Origin of the sequence: Paracoccus shanxieyensis (assembly GCF_009711265.1) — a bacterium.
Lineage (GTDB): Bacteria > Pseudomonadota > Alphaproteobacteria > Rhodobacterales > Rhodobacteraceae > Paracoccus > Paracoccus shanxieyensis.
This window is the reverse complement of record NZ_WMII01000002.1, coordinates 150,861-172,060: the sequence shown is the minus strand read 5'-3', so window position 1 is coordinate 172,060 and position 21,200 is coordinate 150,861. Positions and strand designations below refer to the sequence as shown.

Genomic DNA, 21,200 nt, shown 5'->3' with positions numbered 1-21,200 from the left:
AGCACCGCGTTGGGGCGGCGTGTCCCGCTGACTGCCATAAAGACCGCCGCAGATTCCCGCAAGCGAAATTTGCAACCCATTTGCACGACAGTTCCACAGGACAAATGCGCCCGATTGATCCCCCGCCCGGCATTGGCTAGTGCTGCACCAAATCTTCCGCGCAAGGATCTGCCCATGTTCACCGTGACCCTGCTTGCCGCCCCGGCCCGCGCCGATCTGAGCGACCGGCTGATTCAGGATCTGCACCAGGCATGGCAGGGCGGGCATGTCATCACGCTGGCCCCCGGCATCGCCGCCGAATTCCCGGTCGAGGCCGAACCCGCCGATTTCTGGCAAGTCTGGCAGGATCTGCAGGTGCAGGGCATCGACCTTGTCATCCAGCCCACCGCCGGGCGCCGCAAGGCCATCCTGCTGGCCGATATGGACAGCACCATGATCCAGCAGGAATGCATCGACGAACTGGCCGATATGGCGGGCGTCGGCGAACGCGTCGCCGCCATCACCGCGCAGGCCATGAACGGAGAGCTGAACTTCCACGAAGCCCTGATCGCCCGTGTCGGCCTGCTGGCCGGTCTCTCCGAATCGGTGGTGGATCAGGTCTTGGACAGCCGCATCACCCTGACCCCCGGAGGCCGCACGCTGATCGCCACGATGAAGGCGCAGGGGGCCTATACGGCGCTGGTCTCGGGCGGGTTCACGGTCTTTACCGGCCCGGTCTCGACCGCGCTGGGGTTCGATGAACACCGCGCCAATACGCTTCTGGCCGATCAGGGCGTGCTGACCGGACATGTCGCGCTGCCGGTTCTGGGCCGTGAGGCCAAGGTCGATGCGCTGAACGACATTGCCGCCGCCAAGGGCCTGACGCCCGCCGATGTGCTGGCCGTGGGCGACGGCGCAAACGATCTGGGCATGCTGCAACTGGCCGGCACCGGCGTTGCGCTGCACGCCAAGCCCGTTGTCGCCCAGCAGGTCAATGTCCGCATCAACCACGGCGATCTGACGGCGCTGCTTTATCTGCAAGGTTACGCGGCAGAAGAATTCATCCAATGATCCGCGCAAGACAGCGTGCCGGAAAATCCGAACACAAACTTGCGATTGCGTCCGTTCAATGACAGAAACCATGGGATGACCCTGCGCCTCAAAGCCCTGACCGTCCATCTGCTGACCGCCACCGGCGCGGTCCTGTCGATGCTTGCCCTGCTGGCCGCGGCGAATGCCGAATGGTCGCAGATGTTCTTCTGGCTGGTCATCGCGCTGATCGTCGATGGCATCGACGGCCCGCTGGCGCGCCGCTATCAGGTGACGCAGAACTGGCCGACCTATGACGGGGTCCTGATGGATCTCATCATCGATTATCTGACCTATGTGTTCATCCCGGCCTATGCGCTTTTCATGTCGGGGCTGCTGCCCGGCTGGACCGGCTGGATCTGCATCATCGCCATCACCTATGGCAGCGTGATCTATTTCTCGGACACGCGGATGAAGACCAAGGACAATTCCTTTGCGGGCTTCCCGGCCTGCTGGAACATGGTCGTGCTGGTGCTGTTCGCGCTGAAGCCGAATTTCTGGATCATCCTGCTGATCGTGGTGGCGCTGGCCGTGGCCATGTTCGCCAATGTGAAATTCATCCACCCCGTCCGGACCGAGCGCTGGCGCTGGATCTCGCTGCCGATGTGCGGGGCGTGGGTGGTCTTTGCGGTCTGGGCGGTCATGGTGGATTTCCACCCGCAAAGCTTCGCGCGCTGGGGGCTGCTCATCACCTCGCTGTGGCTGCTCTGCGCGGGCTTTGCACAGGAACTGCTGCGCAAGCGGGCTTGATCTTGCGGGCCGCAGCCGGAACTCTGCGGCCACGGGCGCACAGCACGGGGGAAGGGCCATGTTCGCAAGGATCACGCAGGCAGCCGCGCTGGCGGCAATGCTGGCCAGCCCGGCGCTGGCCCAGCCCCAGACCGGCATCACCCTTGGCATGGTGCTGGAACCGCCGACGCTTGATCCGACCGGCAATGCCGCCGCTGCCGTCGATGAAATCGTCTATGCCAATGTCTTCGCGGGCCTGACCCGCATCGGCCCCGATGGTCAGGTCCTGCCCGGACTGGCGGAAAGCTGGCAGGCCCAGGATGGCGGCAAGGCCTATCTGTTCCAGCTGCGCCCGAACGTCACCTTCCACGATGGCAGCAGCTTCGACGCGCAGGATGTGGTGTTCTCTCTGGATCGCGCGCGGGCAGCCGACAGCACGAATGCGCAAAAGGCGCTGTTTCAGGGCATCGAAAGCGTTCAGCCGCAAGGCCCCCTTTCGGTCCGCGTCACGCTGAAGGCCGCCGATGGCAGCTTGCCGTTCAAGATGGCATGGGGCGATGCGGTGATGGTCGATCAGGCCAGTATAGCGCAGATCGCCACACATCCCGTCGGCACTGGCCCGTTCCGGTTTCAGAACTGGGTGCAGGGCGACCGGGTAAACCTCAGCGCCTATGACGGCTATTGGGGCGACAAGCCCGCGCTGCAGACCGCGACCTTCCGCTTCATCCCGGACCCCACGGCGGCCTTCGCCGCGATGATGGCGGGCGATGTCGATGCCTTCCCGATCTATCCCGCCCCGGAAACCCTGCCGCAGCTTCAGGCCGATCCCCGCTTCAAGGTGCTGGTCGGCACCACCGAAGGCGAAACCATCCTTGCCATGAACCATGCCCGCCCGCCGCTCGGCGACATCCGGCTGCGCAAGGCCATCGCCCATGCCATCAACCGCGATGAGATCATCCAGGGCGCGATGTTCGGCTATGGCACGCCCATCGGCTCGCATTTCCCGCCGCATCACCCGGATTACATCGACCTGACGGCGCAATCGGCCTATGACCCGCAGATGACCAAGGCCCTGCTGGCCGAAACCGGCAGCGAAAACCTGACCCTGCGTCTGGCCCTGCCCCCCACCCCCTATGCCCGCCGCGGCGGCGAGATCGTGGCAGCCCAGCTCCGCGCCGCAGGCATCGACACCCGCATCACCAATATGGAATGGGCGCAATGGCTGGATCAGGTGTTCCGCAATGCCGATTACGACCTGACCATCATCAGCCATGTCGAGCCGATGGACATCGATATCTATGCCCGGCCCGATTATTACTTCAACTATCGCAACCCGGCCTTTGACGACACCATGGCCCGGCTGGACGCCACGACCGATCCAGCCGAGCGCGCAGACCTGCTGAAACAGGCGCAAAAGATCCTTGCCGACGATTATGCCAATGTCTTCCTGTTCCAGCTGGCGAAAACCGGCGTCGCCAAGGCGCAGATCCAGGGGCTCTGGCAAAACGCGCCGATGCCTGCCAATGATCTCAGTCGCGTGCGCTGGACGAACTGACTTCTCTGTTCTTCAAATACTCATGCGACGCGGCCCGCAGGCGATCCCGCGTCAGTTCTTCAGAACGATGCAGCGCCCGCCAAAACTGCGCAGCCGGGTGCAGAACGCATAGGCCTCGGTTTTTGAGGAATAGCCGATCTGCGCGGTATAGACCTTCCTTGCACTGCCGCCGACCTTGCGCCGGACATAGCTGACGCGCTTTCCACCAAGGATCGGGCGCAGCGACTTGTTCAGGCGCGACACCTGACTGGTCACACCCGACTGGCTGGGATGGGTCGCAACGATCACCCCCCAGGGCCAGGCGTGGTCGGGCGTCTTGAATTCGCGCAGCTTGCGGCTTCCGGCCAGATCGACGCAGGCCGCCCGGAACGGCCGCGCCTTGTCCAGCCGCAGATCCGGACTGGAGCCGGGCTTTTCGCGCCAGTTCCATGCCGTCAACCCGGTGATGGCCTGCACATAATCCTGCGTCTCCCATGGCAGGTTGCCACCCTGCGCAATGAACCGCGCCGCACGGTTCTCTCCGCCATTATAGGCGACGGCGGCCAGCCCGACATTGCCCAGACCATCCGACAACTGCTTGAGATAGCGCGCCGAAGCGGCAATGGCCTTGGCCGGATTGAAAGGATCGTCCAGACCGACGATCTCGGCCGTGCCGGGCATGAACTGGGCGATGCCCATTGCGCCGACGGGACTGATCGCCCCGGCCTCGAACAGGCTTTCCTTCCACAGCAGGCGCGCAAAGAAATGCGGATCCAGATCATTGCGCATCGCGGCCTGCTCGATCACCGCGCAGACATCGGGCACATAGTTGGAAATCGAGATGCAGTAACGCGCGTCATCCGTGCAGCGCGACTTGGCCGAAGGCCGCGGCGCGGCAACGCCCTGCATGGCGTCCAGCGCCTCATAGGCCGGGGCGGTTGCGGGTATCAGCGCCGCAAGCAGGGCAATCACCAATCGGCGCATGAAATACTCGGAAGAATGGTCGCCCCTGCGATAGCAAGAATGCCGCAAAAATGCCAGCCGCGCTCAGTGGGTCTTTTGGCCAGCTTTGCCTGCCTTGCCCGCCTTGTCGCCCTTTTGCCCCTGCTTGGCGGCATCGCGTTCAGCCTTGGCTGCGGTCTGCGCAGCTTTCCGGTCGGCTTTTTCGGCCTCGCGCACGCGCTGCTTTTCGGCCTTTTCGGCGGCCTTGCGGCGCTTTTCCTCGGCCCGCGCGGCCTTGTCGGGCTTGCCAGCGTCGTCAGCCTGCGGCGCGGTCGCGCGTTCGGCCTTGATGCGCTGCTTTTCCGCCTTTTCCGCCGCCTTGCGACGCTTTTCCTCGGCCTTTTCGGCTTTCGAGGGCTTCTCGTCGGGATCAGCGGGTTCGGCGGCGACCGCAGCCTTGGCCGTGGCGGCTTGCCGCACGCGCTTTTCGGCAGCGGTGCGGCGAATGGCCTGCGCCAGCGTCTTTTGCACGGCGACCTCGGGCTCGGCCAGTTTCATGGCGCGCAGGTCGCGCAGCAAGGCATTCAGCGCCTTGGTCTCCAGCCCCTGCAACGCAGCGGGCTGGGTCTCATCGATCATTGCGGTCACATCGGCAGAGGTCGTTCCGGGTTCGGCGGCCATGCGCGGCTCCATAGGCTGGATATACACAGGGAAAATGCCACGCGGCACCTGCAACCGCCAGACGAAAACGCCCCGGCGCAAGCACCGGGGCGTCAGATTTCAGCAGCCAGCTTGCCTTATGGCGCGGGCTTACTGGGTGGCCGTGGCCGTCTGCACGCCGCCAGCGGGTTCCAGATAGCCGTTGGGCATCTCGACAAGCGGGCCTTCAAGCTGGATGCTTTCCGCCTGCGTGCGGACCTTCACGCGCGTGCCGTTCGGGATTTCGTTGAACAGATCCATCACGTCCTGGTTGAACATCCGGATACAGCCCGCCGAAGTGGCCTTGCCGATCGAGGACGGGTCCATCGTGCCGTGGATGCGATACATCGTGTCGCGGCCACCCTGATACAGATACAGCGCGCGCGAGCCCAGCGGGTTGTCCACACCGCCGCCAAGACCGTTTTTCAGCGGCCCGTACAGGTCGGGCATGGTGCGCACCATGTTCGCGGTGGGCGTCCAGCTGGGCCAGGCCGCCTTGCGGCTGATGGTGGCATTGCCCTGGAAATTCTTGCCCGCCTGCCCCACGGCCACGCCATAGCGCATCGCCTCACCGGGGGCGATGACGTGATACAGGAAGCGCGCATAGGGATCGACGACAACGGTGCCGACATCCTCGGGACCGTTATAGGCGACGCGCTGGCGGGTGTTGCGCTGGTTCAGATAGGCCTTGCGCACGGCATGGATCTCGATCGGCTCGCCATTGGGGCCGGTATCGGTGCGCGCGCCATAGGCGCTGGTGTCGGTCGCAGGGACCATGGCATCTGACGGATTTGACAGCGGCGGATTAGGCGCGCAGGCCGCAAGGCCCAGGCCCATGGCCAGCATCAGCGAAGCAATTCGCATCGGAGTTTCCCTTCGTAACGCGGTCGCATGGCAGTCGCATGCGACCGTGGCAGCGGTTCGTTGTCATCAAATCGCATCCGCAGCCGAGCAGAGGCCACCACGATTCGGATAGCATCAGAAGCCCCGCGCAGGCCTCTAGCGTCAAGGACAACCCTTTGTGATCGCGCGATTTGCCCCCGACCTGTTGCTGAAAATTCGCAAAACCACGGCTTTCCGGCGATTTTCACGACCTTCAGGAACCGGTTGCCCGGCCGGGTGTTTTGCCACAGCCGCGGGGAGAAGGATCCGGGACGCGGCCACGCTTTCGGAGAAAACATCCATGACCGTCACCGCGCTTATCGTCACGCTGTTGATCGGGGCCATCGCCGGATGGCTGGCCGGACTGATCGTCAAGGGCCACGGTCAGGGGCTTTTGACCAATATCATCGTCGGCATCGTCGGCGCGCTGATCGCCAGTTTCCTGTTCCCCGCCCTTGGCATCGGCATGAGCATTTCCAGCCCCATCGTCGGCTCGATCATCTTTGCCACCATCGGCGCGGTGATCCTGCTGCTGATCCTGCGGCTGATCCAACGCGCCTGAGGGCGTCAGGCCATCCCGGCAAACCGCCTAGGATGGCCGACAAATGCAAAGGCCAAGGCAACCGCCTTGGCCTTTTTGTTTGCAAAAGCACCGCGCTGATGCTCAGGCCCGCGCGGGCTGCATCGCGCCCTGAAACCGCGCCTTGGCGCCTTTCAGATAACGGGCATAGCCCAGATCCTCGAATTCGATATCCGGCCCGCGCCCCGAGATCAGGTCCGACAGCAGACGCCCCGACCCGGCCGACATGGTCCAGCCCAGCGTGCCATGGCCGGTATTCAGGAACAGGTTGGGGATCGGCGTCGCGCCGACTATGGGCGTGCCATCCGGGGTCATCGGGCGCAGCCCGGTCCAGAAGGTCGCCTTGGCAGGATCGCCCGCGCCGCCAAACAGTTCGGTCACGGATTTCGTCAGCGTCGCGCGGCGGCGGTCGTTCAGCGACAGGTCATAGCCCGCGATTTCCGCCAGACCGCCAACCCGGATGCGGTCGCCAAGGCGGGTGATCGCGACCTTGAAGGTTTCGTCCATCACCGTCGAGACCGGCGCCAGCCCCTCATCCTCGATGGGAATGGTCAGCGAATAGCCCTTGAGCGGATAGATCGGCAGCTTCAGCCCCAGATGCCGGACCAGTTGCGGCGAATGCGGGCCCATCGCCAGCACATAGCGGTCGGCGGTGAAACGGCCCTGATCGGTGGCGACGGCGCTGATGCGCCCGCCCTCGGCCTCAAGCGCCTGCACGGTCTCGCCCCAGCGGAACGTGACGCCCAGCGCCTCGGCCATTTCGGCCAGACGGTTGGTGAACTTGAAGCAATCGCCGGTCTCATCGCCGGGCAGACGCAGGCCGCCGACGATGCGGTCGGCCTGACCGGCCAGCCCCGGCTCGGCGGCGACGCAGCCCGCGCGGTCCAGAACCTCGAACGGGACGCCATCGGCGCGTAGCACCTCGATATCCTTGCCCGCGCCGTCCAGCTGTTCCTGCTTGCGAAACACCTGCAGCGTGCCCTGCATGCGCTGGTCATATTCGATGCCGGTTTCGACACGCACCGCGTCAAGGCAATCGCGGCTGTATTCGGCGATGCGGACCATGCGGCTTTTGTTCACGGCATAGGCGTCATAGGTGCAATTCGCCAGCATCTGCGCCATCCAGCCCAGCCGGTGGGCGTCCAGACGCGGCTGCAACACCAGCGGCGCATGGCGCTGGAACATCCATTTCAGCGCTTTCAGCGGAATGCCCGGCGCAGCCCAGGGCGAGGAATAGCCGGGCGAGATCTCACCGGCATTGGCAAAGCTGGTCTCGAGCGCGGGGCCGGGCTGGCGGTCGATGACCGTCACCTCATGGCCTGCCTTGGCCAAATACCAGGCCGAGGTCACGCCGATGACACCTGCACCAAGAACAACGATTTTCATCTTGCCCGCCCTTTCCATCCAGAACGACTCCAAGATAGACCCTGACTGGGAAATGAAATCCCGAATTGCGCCACGCACGGCCAAGAATGTGACAGATCCTGCGATAGCAACGCGAATTTGCCGCAGTTTCTTCGCAGGTTTCAGGTCTGCCTGAAAGATATGCCCGATGCTGCCTTAATTCGTTGCGGCGGTTGCCCCTGCCGGGAAGCCTGCCTAAGCTTGGCCTGAAGCCTTGGTGAAAGTCCCATGCCAGCCACAGCACGCAAAAGCGCGTTCGCCCCGTTCCGCCATCTTGATTTCCGGCTTTTGTGGTCTGCGACGCTGATCTCGAATTTCGGCGGGCTGGTGCAGGCGGTGGGCGCTGCATGGATGATGACACAGCTGACCGACAGCGCAACGCTGATCGCGCTGGTGCAGGCCTCGAACACGCTGCCGATCATGCTGTTTGCCCTTGCATCGGGCGCGCTTGCCGACAATTTCGACCGCCGCAAGCTGCTGCTGGGCGCGCAGATCTTCATGGCCAGCGTGTCCTTGCTGCTGGCCGTGCTGACGTGGCAGGGCTGGATGACGCCGCTGATCCTGCTGTCGCTGACCTTCCTGATCGGCGTGGGACAGGCGCTTTACAACCCGCCATGGCAGGCCAGCATGGGCGATCTGGTCCCGCGTGAGGATCTGGCCGCAGCGGTATCGCTGAATTCGGTCGGCTTCAATCTGATGCGCAGCGTGGGCCCGGCGGCGGGCGGGATCATCACCGCAGCCTTCGGCGCGGCGGCGGCCTTTACCGTCAATGCGGTAAGCTACATCCCGCTGCTGGCGTCGCTGCTGCGCTGGCATCCGCAGACCCCGGCGCGGCTGACCTCGCGCGAGCCGTTCCTGTCCGCCGTCGGCGCGGGTCTGCGCTATGTCGCCCTGTCGCCGAACCTTGTGCGGGTGCTGACACGCGGGGCGCTGTTCGGCTTTTCGGCCATCGCGATCCTTGCGCTGCTGCCCTTGGTCGCGAAATCCCACCCCGAGGGCAGCTCGCTGCTGTTTGGCCTGCTGCTGGGGTGCTATGGGCTGGGCGCGATTGGCGGGGCATTGCTGAACCCGCGCATCCGCGACCGCATGAACAACGAACGCATCGTGCGGCTGGCCTTTTGCGGCTTTGCGGCGGCGGCGCTGGTCTTGGCCTTTACCGATACGATCTGGCTGCACGCGCTGGCCATGTTGCCCGCGGGCGCAAGCTGGGTGCTGGCGCTGTCGCTGTTCAATGTCTCGGTCCAGCTTTCGACGCCGCGCTGGGTCGTGGCCCGCGCGCTGGCGCTGTATCAGACCGCGACCTTTGGCGGCATGGCGATCGGCAGCTGGGTCTGGGGCTCGGTCGCATCGGAATATGGCATCGACGCGGCACTGGCCTGCGCCGCCGTGCCGCTGATCTTTGGCGCGGTGATCGGCCACTGGCTGCGCGTGCCGGAATTCGGCACGCTGGATCTGGACCCGGTGAACCGCTTCCGAGAGCCGGAGCTGAAGCTGGACCTGCGCGGACGCTCGGGGCCGCTGATGATCATGATCGACTATCGCATCGATCTGGCGGATGTGCCGGAATTCCTGCGCCTGATGGCCATCCGGCGCGAAATCCGCCGCCGCGACGGCGCCCGCAACTGGGCGCTGCTGCGGGATCTGGAACATCCCGAAATGTGGTCCGAAAGCTATCACATCGCGACGTGGGACGAATATGTGCGCCACAACCTGCGCCGCACCAAAGCGGATTTTGAAAGCTATGAGGAATTGCACAAGCTGCACCGCGGCGACGCGCCCCCCGTCGTGCATCGCATGATCGAGCGTCACACCGTGGATGCCAGCGACGATCTGCCCTTGGTCGGCAAGCTGGAGCTGCCCTGAAATTCGGCAGCGCCGCCTGCCTGAACGGCTTTACCGAATCTGGGGCCGCGTCTAGCGTCTGCACATGCAAAGATACCTGATCCGCCGCCTGCTTGTTCTGATCCTCAGCCTGGCTGCGGCCTCGCTGGTGATCTTTGCGGTGGTGCAACTGGTTCCGGGCGATCCGGCCAGTTTCATGCTGGGCACAGGCGCGCAGCCCGAGACGCTGGCCGCGCTGCGCCAGCAGCTTGGGCTGGATCTGCCATGGCCCGTCCGTTACGGCGCGTGGCTGGGCGGCATCCTGACCGGAGATCTGGGCCAAAGCCTGACCTATCGCACCCCGGTCGGAAGCATGATCGCGGACCGTCTTGCGGTGTCGCTGCCGCTGGCGCTGCTGGCGCTGCTGCTGGCCGTGGTGCTGGCCTTTCCAATCGGCATGTTCGCCGCCGCCCGCCATGGCCGCGCGGCCGATACGGCGGTCATGGCCGGCACGCAGATCGGCGTGTCGCTGCCGAATTTCTGGTTCGCCATGCTGCTGGTCCTGCTGTTTGCGGTGAACCTGCAATGGCTGCCCGCCGGAGGCTTTCCCGGCTGGACCATGCCGCTGGCGGCGCTGAAATCCTTGATCCTGCCCGCGATCGCGCTGGCGCTGCCGCAGGCGGCGATACTTGCCCGCGTGCTGCGATCCTCGCTGATCGAGACTTTGGGGCAGGATTACATCCGCACCGCCCGCGCCAAGGGGCTAAGCCGGGCGCAGGCGCTGCGGCGCCACGCGCTGCGCAATGCGCTGATCCCGGTGCTGACCATCATGGGCATGCAGTTCTCGTTCCTGCTGGCGGGGGCGATCATCATCGAGAACGTGTTTTACCTGCCGGGACTTGGCCGGATGATCTTTCAGGCCATCACCCAGCGCGACCTGATCGTGGTGCAAAGCGCCGTGCTGGTGCTGGTGGCGGCGGTGATCCTTGTGACATTCCTTGTCGATCTGGCCTATGCCGCCGTCGACCCTAGGCTGCGGCAGCCATGAAGGTATCCTTGCTGATCGGAGGAGTGCTGGCCGGGCTGGTTCTGCTGGCCGCAGCCATCGGGCTGGTCTGGACGCCGTTCGACGTGACGCAGCTTGCCATCGGCGAAAGGCTGCAACCGCCCTCGGCCACGCATTGGCTGGGCACGGATCATCTGGGCCGCGATATGCTGTCGATGGTGATGGTGGGGGCGCGCATCTCGATTGCGGTGGCGCTGGTCGCGGTGGGGATCGGCATGGGCGTCGGCGTGCCGCTGGGCCTGACCGCCGCCGCATGGCCGAACAGCCTGCTGGACGACATCATCATGCGCGGCAATGACGTGATCTTCGCCTTTCCCAGTCTGGTCATCGCCATTCTGATCACCGCCGCCTTCGGGCCATCGGCGGTGAATGCCATCATCGCCATCGGCATCTTCAACATCCCGGTCTTTGCCCGGGTGACGCGGGGCGCGGCCCTGCCGATCTGGGTGCAGGACTATACCCGCGCCGCGCGGATCGCGGGCAAGGGGCGCGCGCTGATCAGCCTGCACCATGTGCTGCCCAATATCGCCAATCTGCTGATCGTGCAGGCCACCATCCAGTTCAGCCTTGGCATTCTGGCCGAGGCCGGGCTGTCCTATGTCGGCCTGGGCGCGCAGCCTCCGCTGCCAAGCTGGGGCCGGATGCTGGCCGAGGCGCAGACCATGATCGGCATCGCCCCGCATGTCGCCATCGTGCCCGGACTGGTCATCGTGCTGACGGTGCTGGGGCTGAACCTGCTGGGCGACGGGCTGCGCGACAGCCTTGATCCCAGATTGCGCGGTGCCCGATGATCCGCCTGTCCGGACTTGATGTCCATCTGGGCCAGACCGCCCTGCTGAAGAACGTGACGCTGGATCTGCCGCCGGGGCAGATCACCGCGCTGGTGGGGGAAAGCGGGTCAGGCAAGTCGCTGACGGCGCTGGCCGCCATCGGGCTGCTGCCCGCAGGCATGCAGGCCACGGGTCAGGTCATGCTGGACGGCCGCAACCTGCTGGACCTGCCCGAGCCTGCGCTCTGCGCCATTCGCGGCAAGCGCATCGCCATGATCTTTCAGGAACCCATGTCGGCGCTGAACCCGCTGATGACCATCGGCGATCAGGTGGCCGAGCCGCTGGTCCTGCACGGGGCCATGGACCGGCAGGCCGCGCTTCAGGTCGCCCGCGAACGGCTGGACCGCGTTGGCCTGCCTGCGCCGCGCTTTCCGCTGACGCTTTATCCGCATGAACTGTCGGGCGGGCAGCGGCAGCGCGTGGCCATCGCGCTGGCCATCGTGCAGCGCCCCGACCTGCTGATCGCGGACGAACCCACGACGGCGCTGGACGTGATGACGCAAAAGCAGATCCTTGATCTGCTGGCCGGGCTGGTGCGCGATCACGATATGTCCCTGCTGCTGATTACCCATGATCTGGCGGTGGTCGCGGATCTGGCCGATCAGGTCGCGGTCATGCAGCGCGGCGCCGTGGTCGAAAGCGGCCCGACCAAGCAGATCGCCGAGGCGCCCCGCCATCCCTATACGCGCGACCTGATCGCTGCGGCGACCCGCCTGCCCCGGCTGGTGCTGCCGCCCGCGAATGCCCGCGTCCTGCTGGAGGTGCAGAACGTCATCCGCGACTATCGGCTGTCGAAGCCCGGCCCGCAGGGCCAGACGTTCCGCGCCGTCGATGATGTCAGCCTGACCATCCACGAACGCGAGGCGGTGGGGCTGGTCGGCGAATCCGGCTGCGGCAAATCCACCCTGACCCGCGCCATTCTGGGACTGGACCCGGTGCAAGGCGGGCGCATCCTGCTGTCGGGCAGCACCGTGGATGCCGGGCACCCCATCCCCAAGGCGCTGCGCGCGCGGATGCAGATGGTCTTTCAGGATCCCATCGGCAGCTTCGATCCGCGCTGGCGCGTGGAAAAGCTGGTGGCCGAGCCGTTTCACCTGACGGGCCGCCCCGCGGACTGGCGCGAACGCGTGGCCGAGGCGCTGTATGACGTGGGCATCGGCGGCGACGCGATGCAGCGCCATATCCACGAATTCTCGGGCGGGCAGCGGCAGCGCATCGCCCTTGCCCGCGCCATCATCATCCGCCCGGCGCTGATCGTGCTGGACGAAGCGGTCAGCGCGCTGGATGTGCGCGTCCGGGCGCAGGTGCTGGACCTGCTGGCACGGCTGCGGGTGCGCCACGGCCTGTCCTATCTGTTCGTCAGCCATGACCTGTCCGTGGTCCGGCAGGTGACGGACCGCGTGTTCATCATGCGGCAGGGCAAGATCGTCGAGCATGGCCCGACCGCCGATGTCATGAAGACGCCGCGCGAATCATATACACGGCAATTGCTGACTGCGACGCCGCGCCTTGGCCCCGCTCACATCTAGGTCAGCGGTCTTGCGGGGGCGGCGGTTTCAAACTAGCTGCTTCTGGCTTGAGCGAAGGGGCTCATGATGATGGAAGACATGACTGAATATAGCCCGACCCGGCCAAGGGAAAAAAATCTGGCCTCGGCCGCCGAAACGATGATTTCCGCCTCATTGCAGGCCCAAATCACGCTGATCGACCCTGCCAACGCCATGGTGATCCCGGCGATTGCCGAATCACCCATCCCGGTTCTGGCGCGGGAAAACCGTTCGCCGGACCGGCGGCAGATGCAAAAGGCCCCGCGCGCCAGCCGTTCCAAAGTGGCCTGAGCCGTCCCAAAACGGCGCATCGGCATTGGCGCGACAATCTGCCGCAGCGGATTGTAACAGTTTTTCAACACGATACGGGATGGCTGTCGCGGCACATTTTTCGCGACACAAAAAACAACAGGCCCCGCTTCGCCGCAGGGCCTGCTGCTCCTCCCCTGTCATGGCGGCCAAGCCTCCCCGAATGGCCGCCCAGGATTCGATGACGGCTTAGGCGCTGATCAGCTGTGCCTGCCGTACGATCACTTGTGCCTGACGGATGGACGCGATGTCAACCAGTCTGCCATTGTACACAGTAGCCCCGGCGCCGGATTTCTGCGCCTCCTCCATCGCGGCAAGGATCTCGCGCGCTTCGGTCACGGCCTTTTCGCTGGGCGAGAACACCTCGTTCGACAGCGCCACCTGCTTGGGGTGAATGGCCCATTTTCCGACCATGCCCAGCGTGGCCGAGCGGCGGGCCTGCGCGCGGAAGCCTTCGTCATCGCTGAAATCGCCGAACGGGCCATCGACGGGCAGAACGCCATGGGTGCGGCAGGCGGCGACGATGGCGGCCTGTGCCCAGTGCCATGGATCGGACCAGTGCCGCGCGCCCTGATGCAGCATGTAGTAATCTTCCTGCGTGCCGCCGATGCCGGTCGTGGCCATGCCCATGCTGGCGGCGAAATCCGCAGCGCCCAGCGACATCGCCTGCAGACGCGGGCTTGAGGCGGCGATTTCCTCGACATGGGCGATGCCGGCGGCGCTTTCGATGATGACCTCAAGGCTGATGCGCTTCTTGCGGCCCTTGGCGGCCTCGACCGCCGTCACCAGCGCGTCGACGGCATAGACATCGGCGGCATTGCCGACCTTTGGGATCATGATCTGGTCCAGCCGCTCGCCCGCCTGCTCCAGCAGGTCGATCACATCGCGATACCAGAAGGGCGTGTCCAGCCCGTTGATCCTGACCGACAGCGTCTTGTTGCCCCAGTCGATATCGCCGATCGCCTGAATGATGTTCTGCCGCGCCTGCGGCTTGTCATCGGGCGACACCGAATCCTCAAGATCCAGATTGATGACATCCGCCGCCGACCCCGCCATCTTCTCGAAGATCGCCGGGCGCGAGCCGGGGCCGAAAAGCTGGCAGCGGTTCAGGCGGGCGGGGGCAGGCGGTTGCAGACGGAAGGACATGCGCAGAACCTTTCGGCAATGATGTTTCATCTGGATTGCAAAAACTGTTAGATAGTTGCCGCAGGCGCAGCAAGGCTTTTTGCACCGCAACATCCGCAGCTTGACCCTTCGTCGCTTTAGGCGCAGGACCGAACCGCCACCCAATGACACAAGGAAAACAGGATGACCCGCACCGTCTATCTGAATGGCGATTATCTGGCCGAGGCCGACGCCAAGGTCTCGATCTTCGACCGGGGGTTCATCATGGCCGATGGCGTCTATGAGGTCACCAGCGTTCTGGACGGCAAGATCCTGGAATTCAAAGGCCATCTTGCGCGCCTTGCCCGGTCTTTGAAGGAACTGGGCATCGGCAATCCGCTGTCCGACGATGAATGGCTGGCGATCCACCGCAAGCTGGTCGAGCTGAACAAGATCGACGAAGGCGTCATCTATCTGCAGGTCACGCGCGGCAATGCCGGCGACCGCGATTTCGTCTATCCGCCCGAAGACACGCCGCAGACCGTGGTGCTGTTCACGCAGGCCAAGCCCGGCCTTGCCGACAATCCCGTGGCCAAGACCGGCATCCGCGTCATCTCTGTGCCGGACCTGCGCTGGTCGCGCCGCGACATCAAGACGGTGCAACTGCTTTACCCCTCGATGGCCAAGATGGAGGCCAAGGCGCGCGGCGTCGACGATGCCTGGCTGGTCGAGGACGGCTTCGTGACCGAGGGCACGTCGAACAACGTCTATATCGTCAAGGACGGCACGATCATCACCCGCCAGCTGTCCACCGACATTCTGCACGGCATCACCCGCGCCTCGCTGCTGCGCTATGCCGCCGAGGCGCAGATGCAGATCGTCGAACGCCCCTTTACCATCGAAGAAGCGCAGGCCGCGGATGAGGCGTTCTTCACCTCGGCCTCGGCCTTTGTGCTGCCGGTCGTGGAAATCGACGGCGTGACGCTGGCCGATGGCAAGGTCGGTCCGGTCGCGACCCGCCTGCGCGAGCTGTATATTCAGGAATCGATGAAATCGGCCCTGTAAGCCTAAGGACGTGCAAAGGGCGCGCCACATCTGCGGCGCGCCCTTTTTCATGCCCTGTTGGCCGGATCAGCGGCCCATGGCCTCGCGGATCACATTGATCGAGCCGACACCCGCAACCTCGGTATCGCGCAGGATGGCCATGACCTGACCGTTCAGCACGACATGAACGTCGCCCTGATCCTGCACCAGATCGACCTCCTCGGGGCCATCATAGCCATCGGCCAGCGTGATGTTCAGCCGGTCCGACGCGTCATAGGCAATGTCGGTCGGGCCGCCCGCATCGCTGCGCAGCACGATCAGATCCGCGCCGTCGCCCGCATCCACAAGGTCATAGGCCCCGGCATGGATGGTGTCATCGCCGCTGCCGCCCATCAGCGTGTCCTGCGCATCGGGGGTCGAGGCATCCGGCGACAGGATCAGGTCATCATCATCGCCGCCGTCGATATAGACGGTGCCGCCGTGATCCTCGATCCGGTCGTCGCCGTCGCCGGCTTCGATGTGATGGTTGCCCAGATTGGTGATGATGGTGTCTTCGCCGCTGCCGCCAAAGATCGTGTCATTGCCTTCGTCGGCGCCCAGATCCAGCCCGCCGTAAAGATCGTCGCCCGCGCCCAGATAGATCTCATCGTCGCCGTCGCCCGCGGCGGCGGTCACGGTGTCGTCGCCAAAGCCCGCACCGACCAGATCGTCACCCGCGCCGGGGTTGATCAGATCGTCGCCGCCCTTGGCCAGAATGCCGTCATCGCCAGCCGTGCCGTTCAGCACGTTGTCCTCGTCATCGCCTTCGATCACGGTATCGGGGTTCAGACGCGGATCGTCGCCATCGCCTTCGGGCGGATGCGCGTCATCATTGCCGGATACGAGCGAGCCGATACCGGCAATGCCCAGCACCCCCAGCAGCAGGAAAATGGTTTGGTTCATCCGCGCCTCCAAGGAATTTTCGCGCAGAATAGACCGGGGCCAGCGGCCCCGGCAACCTGTGAAACCTAGTGACCCAGAATCTGGCTGAGGAACAGCTTGGTGCGTTCGGATTTCGGGTTGTTGAAGAACTCGGTCGGCGTGTTCTGTTCGACGATCTGGCCTTGGTCCATGAAGATCACGCGGTGCGCCACGGCCTGCGCAAAGCCCATCTCATGGGTGACGCACAGCATGGTCATGCCGTCCTCGGCCAGTTCGATCATCGTATCCAGAACCTCCTTGATCATTTCGGGATCAAGCGCCGAGGTCGGTTCGTCAAACAGCATGATGCGCGGACGCATGCACAGCGACCGCGCGATCGCCACGCGCTGCTGCTGGCCGCCCGACAACTGGCCGGGATATTTATGCGCCTGATCCGGGATCTTGACCTTGGTCAGGAAATGCATGGCCGTTTCCTCGGCCTGTTTCTTGGGGATCTTGCGCACCCAGATCGGCGCCAGCGTGCAGTTTTCCAGAATCGTCAGATGCGGGAACAGGTTGAAGTGCTGAAACACCATGCCGACTTCCGAGCGCACCTTGTCGATGTTCTTCAGATCGTTGGTCAATTCGGTGCCATCGACGACGATGCGCCCGGCCTGATGTTCCTCAAGGCGGTTGATGCAGCGGATCAGCGTCGATTTCCCGGACCCCGAAGGACCGGCGATGACGATGCGTTCCCCGCGCGACACGTTCAGGTCGATGTCGCGCAGGACGTGGAACGTGCCATACCATTTGTTCAGCTTGCTGATCTCGATGGCGGTTTCGCCCAGTTGGACTTGTGCTTGTGCCATGGGATGTTCCTTAGCGATGGTCACGCTTCAGCCGGCGTTCCAGATACATGGAGTAACGCGACATGCCGAAGCAGAGCAGGAAGAAGATCGAGCCGACGAAGATATAGGGCTCCCAATAGGCGCCTTTCCATTCAAAGCTCGCGCGGATGGTGTCGGCCATGGCCTTCAGCGGATCGAACAGGCCCACGAACACGACCAGCGTGGTGTCCTTGAGCATGCCGATGAAGGTCGAGACGATGCCGGGAATACTGATCTTCAGCGCCTGCGGCAGCACGATCAGCCGCTGCGCCTTCCAGTAATCCAGCCCCAGCGCGTCCGCGGCCTCATACTGACCTTTGGGCAAGGCTGCCAGCCCCCCACGGATCACCTCGGCCATATAGGCGGCGCTGAACAGCGTCACCATGATGATGACCCGCAGGATGATGTCGAAATTCGTGCCCGGCGGCAGGAAATAGTTCAGCAGCAGCGAGGCCACGAACAGCAGCGTGATCAGCGGCACGCCCCGGATGAATTCGATGAACATGACCGCAAGGGTCTTGACCAGCGGCAGATCGGACCGGCGCGCCAGTGCCAGAACGACGCCCAGAGGCAGCGACATGGCAATGCCCGACACACCGATGGTGATGGACAGCACGAAGCCGCCGAACTGATCCGATGACACCGGCCGCAGCCGCAAGGGCATGACCTGCGCCAGGGCGGCAGCAACATGCTTGTCCAGAACCAGCCACCAGATCGCCGCCGCGACGACACCGGCGGCAAAGGCCAGCATCCCGTAACGCGACAGGGCTTTCCAGACCAGAAACCCGATCACGAAGCCCGCCATCGCCACGACCGGCGACCACAGCGATCCGCCCCAAAGCAGCCAGACCGCAAGGAACGGATAGATCAGCGTGGCGATGATGGCGCGCTCGGGGCGCAACTCGATCAGCAGGGCCCATGCCAGCATCAGGACCGCGATGGCCAGCAGCACCCCCAGATCCGCGCCCAGCATCTGCGAGAACACGAAAGTCAGGAAGGTGGCGACCGCCATGACGATCCAGCGCGCCTTGCGGCTGTCGGAAAACAGCAGCGGGGCCAGCGCCATGAACAGCGCGCCGAAGGCCAGAATGGGACGCCAGTACAGATCGGACGGGTAGAAGCCAAAGATGAACTGATTCCAGCGGTGCTTGATCAGCGCGAAACAGGCCCCGCTGGCATCCGGGCCATAGCTGGCCGTGACGATCTGGCGGCATTCCGCGATGCTGTTGGCGTTCCAGACCGAATGCGCCAGAAACGGCCAGACGGTGTGAAACACCAGATACAGGATGCCCAGCCCCAGCAGGGTCAGCGCGATGTTCAGCGGCCCCGAGAACAGGTTCTCGCGCAGCCATTTCACCGCACCCTTTTCGCCCAGCGGCGGGGGTTGCTGCGGCACCATCGTGTCGCGGACATAGGCGACGGTTTGTGCGTGGGTCTCGCTCATCTCAGCGCTCCCTCAGCTTGACGCGGGAATTGAAGACGTTCATCCCGCCCGAGATCAGCAGGCTCAGCACCAGATAGATCCCCATCATCAGCACCATGCATTCCATCTCGCGCCCGGTCTGGTTCAGCGTCGTGCCGCCCAGCGTGCCGCGCAGATCCATGTAGCCCACGGCAATCGCCAGCGAACTGTTCTTGGTCAGGTTCAGATATTGCGAGATCAGCGGCGGAATGATGACCCGCAGCGCCTGCGGTAGCACGACCAGCGACATGGTGCGGCGCGGACGCAGACCCAGCGCGAAAGCGGCCTCGGACTGGCCGCGGCTGACGGCAAGGATGCCCGCGCGCACGATTTCGGCAATGAACGCCCCGGTATAAAGCGACAGCGCCAGCCACAGCACGACAAAGGCGTTGTCCAGATTGATGCCTTGCGTGAAGTTGAAGCCGCGCAGGACCGGCGGGATCAGATGCAGCCCGAACCACCATGTCAGCACCAGCACGGGGACGGCATAGAAAGCCAGCGATTTCCACCAGGTCGTCGGGCGCTGGCCGGTGCGTTCCTGCACCCCCTTGGCCCAGCGGCGCAGCATGCGATGCGCAAAGATCGCCGCCGCGATGACCACGGCATAGGCGATGAAGGCCCAGCTCAGCCCTTCGCGACCCAACGCGATGGTGCCGGGGGGGTTGGTCATGCCAAGCGTCGGGATCGCGGTATAGCGGTTCGTCGGCGCGATCATGTCGAACATCAGCATGGACGCGGCCGGATTGTCGCCGCGATAGGCGTTCGGCGGCGGCATGACCTCGGTAAAGATCGCAAGGATCACAAGGATCCACAGCAGCAGGGGGATATTGCGGAAGATCTCGACATAGACGGTCATCAGCCGCGCGATCAGCCAGTTCGAGGACAGGCGCAGCACGCCCACCACGACACCCACGACCGTTGCCGCGATACAGCCCAGCACCGCGACCTGCAGCGTGTTCAGCAGGCCCACGATGGTCGCGCGCAGATGCGTGTCGTCGGAATTATAGGGGATCAGCTGCTGCGGAATGTCATAGCCCGCGCGCCGCCACAGGAATTCAAAGCTGAACGTCTTGCCCATGATGGCAAGGTTGCGCAGCGTGTTGTCGATCAGCCAGCTTGCGGCAAGCATGACAAGGATGAACACCACCGCCTGAATCGTCAGAGACCGGTATCGCTTGTCATAAATCAACATGGACAGGCGGAAGGGCTGTTTGGCCGCGCCTGTTGAAAATTCTACCATAGATTACCCCCTGTTGTCCGGATCGCAGGTCTGTTGCCCGCTTGATTGGCTCCGGCAAATAGTCAGACGGGCGGGGCCACCAAGCCCCGCCCGTCACATTACCCCTTAGCGGAAGGGCATCGCATACATCAGACCGCCTTGGGTCCATTGCGCGTTCAGGCCACGCGCCAGACCGATCGGGGTCTGCTCGCCGATGGTGGCGGCGAAGATCTCGCCATAGTTGCCACCTGCCTTGATGGCGTTCTTGGCCCATGCGGCGTCAAGACCGATCATCCCGCCCAGATTGTCGGTCGTGCCCAGCAGACGCTGCACTTCCGGATTGGTCGAGGATTTCGACAGTTCCTCGATATTGGCCGAGGTGACGCCGTATTCTTCGGCCGCGATCAGCGCGTAAAGCGTCCAGCGCGTGATGTCGCCCCAGTTGTTGTCGCCATGGCGCACGGCCGGCCCAAGCGGCTCTTTCGAGATGATCTCGGGCAGGATGATGTGGTTTTCCGGATCGGCGAAGCTGGCGCGCGTCGCGGCCAGACCCGAGGCGTCGGTGGTATATGCGTCGCAAGCGCCCGCCATATACTGCTGCTCGCCCTCGGCGTTGCTGTCGATGTTGACCGGCTGATAGGTCATGTTGTTGGCCTTGAAGTAATCGGCCAGGTTCAGCTCGGTCGTGGTGCCGGTCTGGATGCAGATCGTCGCGCCGTCCAGTTCCTTGGCCGACGAAACGCCCAGATCCTTGCGGACCATGAAGCCCTGACCGTCGAAATAGTTCACACCGACGAAATCAAGCTTCAGGTCGGTGTCGCGCTGGAACGTCCAAGTCGAGTTGCGGGCCAGAAGGTCCACTTCGCCCGAGGACAGCGCGGTGAACCGCGTCTGGCCGGTGGTCGGCACATATTTGACCTTGGTCGCGTCGCCCAGCACGGCAGCCGCGACCGCCTTGCAAAAGGCCACGTCGAAGCCGGTCCAGTTGCCATTCGCATCAGGCGCCGCAAAGCCGATCAGGCCGGTATTCACACCGCAGTTCAGCACGCCGCGGGCTTTGACCTCTTTCAGCGTGTCGCCTTCAGCGGCCATTGCACCCGTTGCCGCAAGGGCGAACGCGGTGACCGAGCCGAAGAGTGCAGATTTCTTCATGGGAATCCTCTCTGTTGATCT

The 21,200-nt window shown here is 64.1% G+C and carries 20 protein-coding genes; 10 read left to right on the top strand and 10 right to left on the bottom strand.

The genetic code is table 11. The features are described 5' to 3' along the window. Positions 1–174 precede the first annotated feature (174 nt). From serB to GL284_RS02855, 3 genes are all read left to right on the top strand, one after another. Entirely contained in the window at positions 175–1,050 is an 876-nt protein-coding gene (gene serB, locus GL284_RS02865) for a phosphoserine phosphatase SerB (RefSeq protein ID WP_155043139.1), read from the top strand. Between the two features lie 75 nt (positions 1,051–1,125). After that, positions 1,126–1,818 (top strand): CDP-alcohol phosphatidyltransferase family protein, encoded by a 693-nt coding sequence (locus GL284_RS02860; RefSeq protein ID WP_155043138.1) that lies wholly within the window; start codon positions 1,126–1,128, stop codon positions 1,816–1,818. Positions 1,819–1,876: 58 nt separating this feature from the next. Next, a complete protein-coding gene (locus GL284_RS02855; RefSeq protein ID WP_155043137.1) occupies positions 1,877–3,352 on the top strand; it encodes an ABC transporter substrate-binding protein in 1,476 nt (491 codons plus the stop codon). 51 nt (positions 3,353–3,403) lie between these two features. Here the strand turns inward: GL284_RS02855 and GL284_RS02850 are convergent, their stop codons facing one another. From GL284_RS02850 to GL284_RS02840, 3 genes are all read right to left on the bottom strand, one after another. Next, positions 3,404–4,315, bottom strand: a complete 912-nt coding sequence (locus GL284_RS02850) for a lytic transglycosylase domain-containing protein (protein ID WP_155043136.1) — start codon at positions 4,313–4,315, stop codon at positions 3,404–3,406. A 63-nt stretch (positions 4,316–4,378) separates the two neighbouring features. After that, the gene (locus GL284_RS02845; RefSeq protein WP_155043135.1) at positions 4,379–4,954 is read right to left on the bottom strand and encodes a hypothetical protein; all 576 of its coding nucleotides are present in this window, start codon (positions 4,952–4,954) and stop codon (positions 4,379–4,381) included. A 129-nt stretch (positions 4,955–5,083) separates the two neighbouring features. After that, entirely contained in the window at positions 5,084–5,836 is a 753-nt protein-coding gene (locus GL284_RS02840; protein WP_196216726.1) for a L,D-transpeptidase, read from the bottom strand. Between the two features lie 319 nt (positions 5,837–6,155). Between GL284_RS02840 and GL284_RS02835 the strand changes: the two genes are divergently transcribed. Then, positions 6,156–6,416: a GlsB/YeaQ/YmgE family stress response membrane protein gene (locus GL284_RS02835; RefSeq protein ID WP_155043134.1), complete on the top strand. Its 261-nt coding sequence runs from the start codon at positions 6,156–6,158 to the stop codon at positions 6,414–6,416. Between the two features lie 102 nt (positions 6,417–6,518). Here GL284_RS02835 and GL284_RS02830 read toward each other — a convergent pair whose 3' ends face one another. Next, a complete protein-coding gene (locus tag GL284_RS02830; RefSeq protein WP_155043133.1) occupies positions 6,519–7,838 on the bottom strand; it encodes a D-amino acid dehydrogenase in 1,320 nt (439 codons plus the stop codon). A 228-nt stretch (positions 7,839–8,066) separates the two neighbouring features. Between GL284_RS02830 and GL284_RS02825 the strand changes: the two genes are divergently transcribed. From GL284_RS02825 to GL284_RS02805, 5 genes are all read left to right on the top strand, one after another. Next, positions 8,067–9,701, top strand: a complete 1,635-nt coding sequence (locus tag GL284_RS02825; RefSeq protein ID WP_155043132.1) for an MFS transporter — start codon at positions 8,067–8,069, stop codon at positions 9,699–9,701. A gap of 64 nt (positions 9,702–9,765) precedes the next feature. Next, positions 9,766–10,707, top strand: coding sequence for an ABC transporter permease (locus GL284_RS02820; RefSeq protein WP_155043131.1), 942 nt, complete (start codon positions 9,766–9,768; stop codon positions 10,705–10,707). After that, positions 10,704–11,516: an ABC transporter permease gene (locus GL284_RS02815; RefSeq protein ID WP_155043130.1), complete on the top strand. Its 813-nt coding sequence runs from the start codon at positions 10,704–10,706 to the stop codon at positions 11,514–11,516. The genes GL284_RS02820 and GL284_RS02815 overlap by 4 nt, the downstream gene beginning before the upstream one ends. Beyond that, positions 11,513–13,084 carry a dipeptide ABC transporter ATP-binding protein gene (locus tag GL284_RS02810; RefSeq protein WP_155043129.1) on the top strand — a complete coding sequence of 524 codons (1,572 nt, stop codon included), beginning with the start codon at positions 11,513–11,515 and terminating at the stop codon, positions 13,082–13,084. The genes GL284_RS02815 and GL284_RS02810 overlap by 4 nt, the downstream gene beginning before the upstream one ends. Positions 13,085–13,162: 78 nt before the next feature. After that, complete coding sequence (locus GL284_RS02805) at positions 13,163–13,393, top strand: hypothetical protein (protein WP_155043128.1); 231 nt, start codon at positions 13,163–13,165, stop codon at positions 13,391–13,393. 207 nt (positions 13,394–13,600) lie between these two features. On the opposite strand, the gene GL284_RS02800 is transcribed toward GL284_RS02805, so the two are convergent. Beyond that, positions 13,601–14,557, bottom strand: a complete 957-nt coding sequence (locus GL284_RS02800) for an L-malyl-CoA/beta-methylmalyl-CoA lyase (protein ID WP_155043127.1) — start codon at positions 14,555–14,557, stop codon at positions 13,601–13,603. Between the two features lie 162 nt (positions 14,558–14,719). On the opposite strand from GL284_RS02800, the gene GL284_RS02795 reads away from it, so the two are divergent. After that, positions 14,720–15,580 carry a D-amino-acid transaminase gene (locus GL284_RS02795; protein ID WP_155043126.1) on the top strand — a complete coding sequence of 287 codons (861 nt, stop codon included), beginning with the start codon at positions 14,720–14,722 and terminating at the stop codon, positions 15,578–15,580. A 66-nt stretch (positions 15,581–15,646) separates the two neighbouring features. On the opposite strand, the gene GL284_RS02790 is transcribed toward GL284_RS02795, so the two are convergent. The 5 genes from GL284_RS02790 to GL284_RS02770 form a co-directional block, all read right to left on the bottom strand. Beyond that, positions 15,647–16,501 (bottom strand): calcium-binding protein, encoded by an 855-nt coding sequence (locus GL284_RS02790; RefSeq protein ID WP_155043125.1) that lies wholly within the window; start codon positions 16,499–16,501, stop codon positions 15,647–15,649. A gap of 65 nt (positions 16,502–16,566) precedes the next feature. Continuing rightward, positions 16,567–17,328: an amino acid ABC transporter ATP-binding protein gene (locus GL284_RS02785; RefSeq protein WP_155043124.1), complete on the bottom strand. Its 762-nt coding sequence runs from the start codon at positions 17,326–17,328 to the stop codon at positions 16,567–16,569. A 10-nt stretch (positions 17,329–17,338) separates the two neighbouring features. Further along, a complete protein-coding gene (locus GL284_RS02780) occupies positions 17,339–18,790 on the bottom strand; it encodes an ABC transporter permease subunit (protein ID WP_155043123.1) in 1,452 nt (483 codons plus the stop codon). 1 nt (position 18,791) lies between these two features. After that, positions 18,792–20,048, bottom strand: a complete 1,257-nt coding sequence (locus GL284_RS02775) for an amino acid ABC transporter permease (protein ID WP_155043122.1) — start codon at positions 20,046–20,048, stop codon at positions 18,792–18,794. Between the two features lie 105 nt (positions 20,049–20,153). Continuing rightward, the gene (locus tag GL284_RS02770) at positions 20,154–21,179 is read right to left on the bottom strand and encodes an amino acid ABC transporter substrate-binding protein (protein ID WP_155043121.1); all 1,026 of its coding nucleotides are present in this window, start codon (positions 21,177–21,179) and stop codon (positions 20,154–20,156) included. Between the last annotated feature and the right edge of the window lie 21 nt (positions 21,180–21,200).

What these genes read in the sequence shown, in the direction of transcription:
- GL284_RS02790 (WP_155043125.1), bottom strand. Translation starts at nt 16,501, where the DNA reads ATGAACCAAACCATTTTCCTGCTGCTGGGGGTGCTGGGCATTGCCGGT.
- GL284_RS02835 (WP_155043134.1), top strand. Translation starts at nt 6,156, where the DNA reads ATGACCGTCACCGCGCTTATCGTCACGCTGTTGATCGGGGCCATCGCC.
- GL284_RS02830 (WP_155043133.1), bottom strand. Translation starts at nt 7,838, where the DNA reads ATGGAAAGGGCGGGCAAGATGAAAATCGTTGTTCTTGGTGCAGGTGTC.
- GL284_RS02775 (WP_155043122.1), bottom strand. Translation starts at nt 20,048, where the DNA reads ATGGTAGAATTTTCAACAGGCGCGGCCAAACAGCCCTTCCGCCTGTCC.
- GL284_RS02780 (WP_155043123.1), bottom strand. Translation starts at nt 18,790, where the DNA reads ATGAGCGAGACCCACGCACAAACCGTCGCCTATGTCCGCGACACGATG.
- GL284_RS02855 (WP_155043137.1), top strand. Translation starts at nt 1,877, where the DNA reads ATGTTCGCAAGGATCACGCAGGCAGCCGCGCTGGCGGCAATGCTGGCC.
- GL284_RS02770 (WP_155043121.1), bottom strand. Translation starts at nt 21,179, where the DNA reads ATGAAGAAATCTGCACTCTTCGGCTCGGTCACCGCGTTCGCCCTTGCG.
- GL284_RS02820 (WP_155043131.1), top strand. Translation starts at nt 9,766, where the DNA reads ATGCAAAGATACCTGATCCGCCGCCTGCTTGTTCTGATCCTCAGCCTG.
- GL284_RS02810 (WP_155043129.1), top strand. Translation starts at nt 11,513, where the DNA reads ATGATCCGCCTGTCCGGACTTGATGTCCATCTGGGCCAGACCGCCCTG.
- GL284_RS02850 (WP_155043136.1), bottom strand. Translation starts at nt 4,315, where the DNA reads ATGCGCCGATTGGTGATTGCCCTGCTTGCGGCGCTGATACCCGCAACC.
- serB (WP_155043139.1), top strand. Translation starts at nt 175, where the DNA reads ATGTTCACCGTGACCCTGCTTGCCGCCCCGGCCCGCGCCGATCTGAGC.
- GL284_RS02815 (WP_155043130.1), top strand. Translation starts at nt 10,704, where the DNA reads ATGAAGGTATCCTTGCTGATCGGAGGAGTGCTGGCCGGGCTGGTTCTG.
- GL284_RS02805 (WP_155043128.1), top strand. Translation starts at nt 13,163, where the DNA reads ATGACTGAATATAGCCCGACCCGGCCAAGGGAAAAAAATCTGGCCTCG.
- GL284_RS02795 (WP_155043126.1), top strand. Translation starts at nt 14,720, where the DNA reads ATGACCCGCACCGTCTATCTGAATGGCGATTATCTGGCCGAGGCCGAC.
- GL284_RS02785 (WP_155043124.1), bottom strand. Translation starts at nt 17,328, where the DNA reads ATGGCACAAGCACAAGTCCAACTGGGCGAAACCGCCATCGAGATCAGC.
- GL284_RS02840 (WP_196216726.1), bottom strand. Translation starts at nt 5,836, where the DNA reads ATGCGAATTGCTTCGCTGATGCTGGCCATGGGCCTGGGCCTTGCGGCC.
- GL284_RS02845 (WP_155043135.1), bottom strand. Translation starts at nt 4,954, where the DNA reads ATGGCCGCCGAACCCGGAACGACCTCTGCCGATGTGACCGCAATGATC.
- GL284_RS02825 (WP_155043132.1), top strand. Translation starts at nt 8,067, where the DNA reads ATGCCAGCCACAGCACGCAAAAGCGCGTTCGCCCCGTTCCGCCATCTT.
- GL284_RS02860 (WP_155043138.1), top strand. Translation starts at nt 1,126, where the DNA reads ATGACCCTGCGCCTCAAAGCCCTGACCGTCCATCTGCTGACCGCCACC.
- GL284_RS02800 (WP_155043127.1), bottom strand. Translation starts at nt 14,557, where the DNA reads ATGTCCTTCCGTCTGCAACCGCCTGCCCCCGCCCGCCTGAACCGCTGC.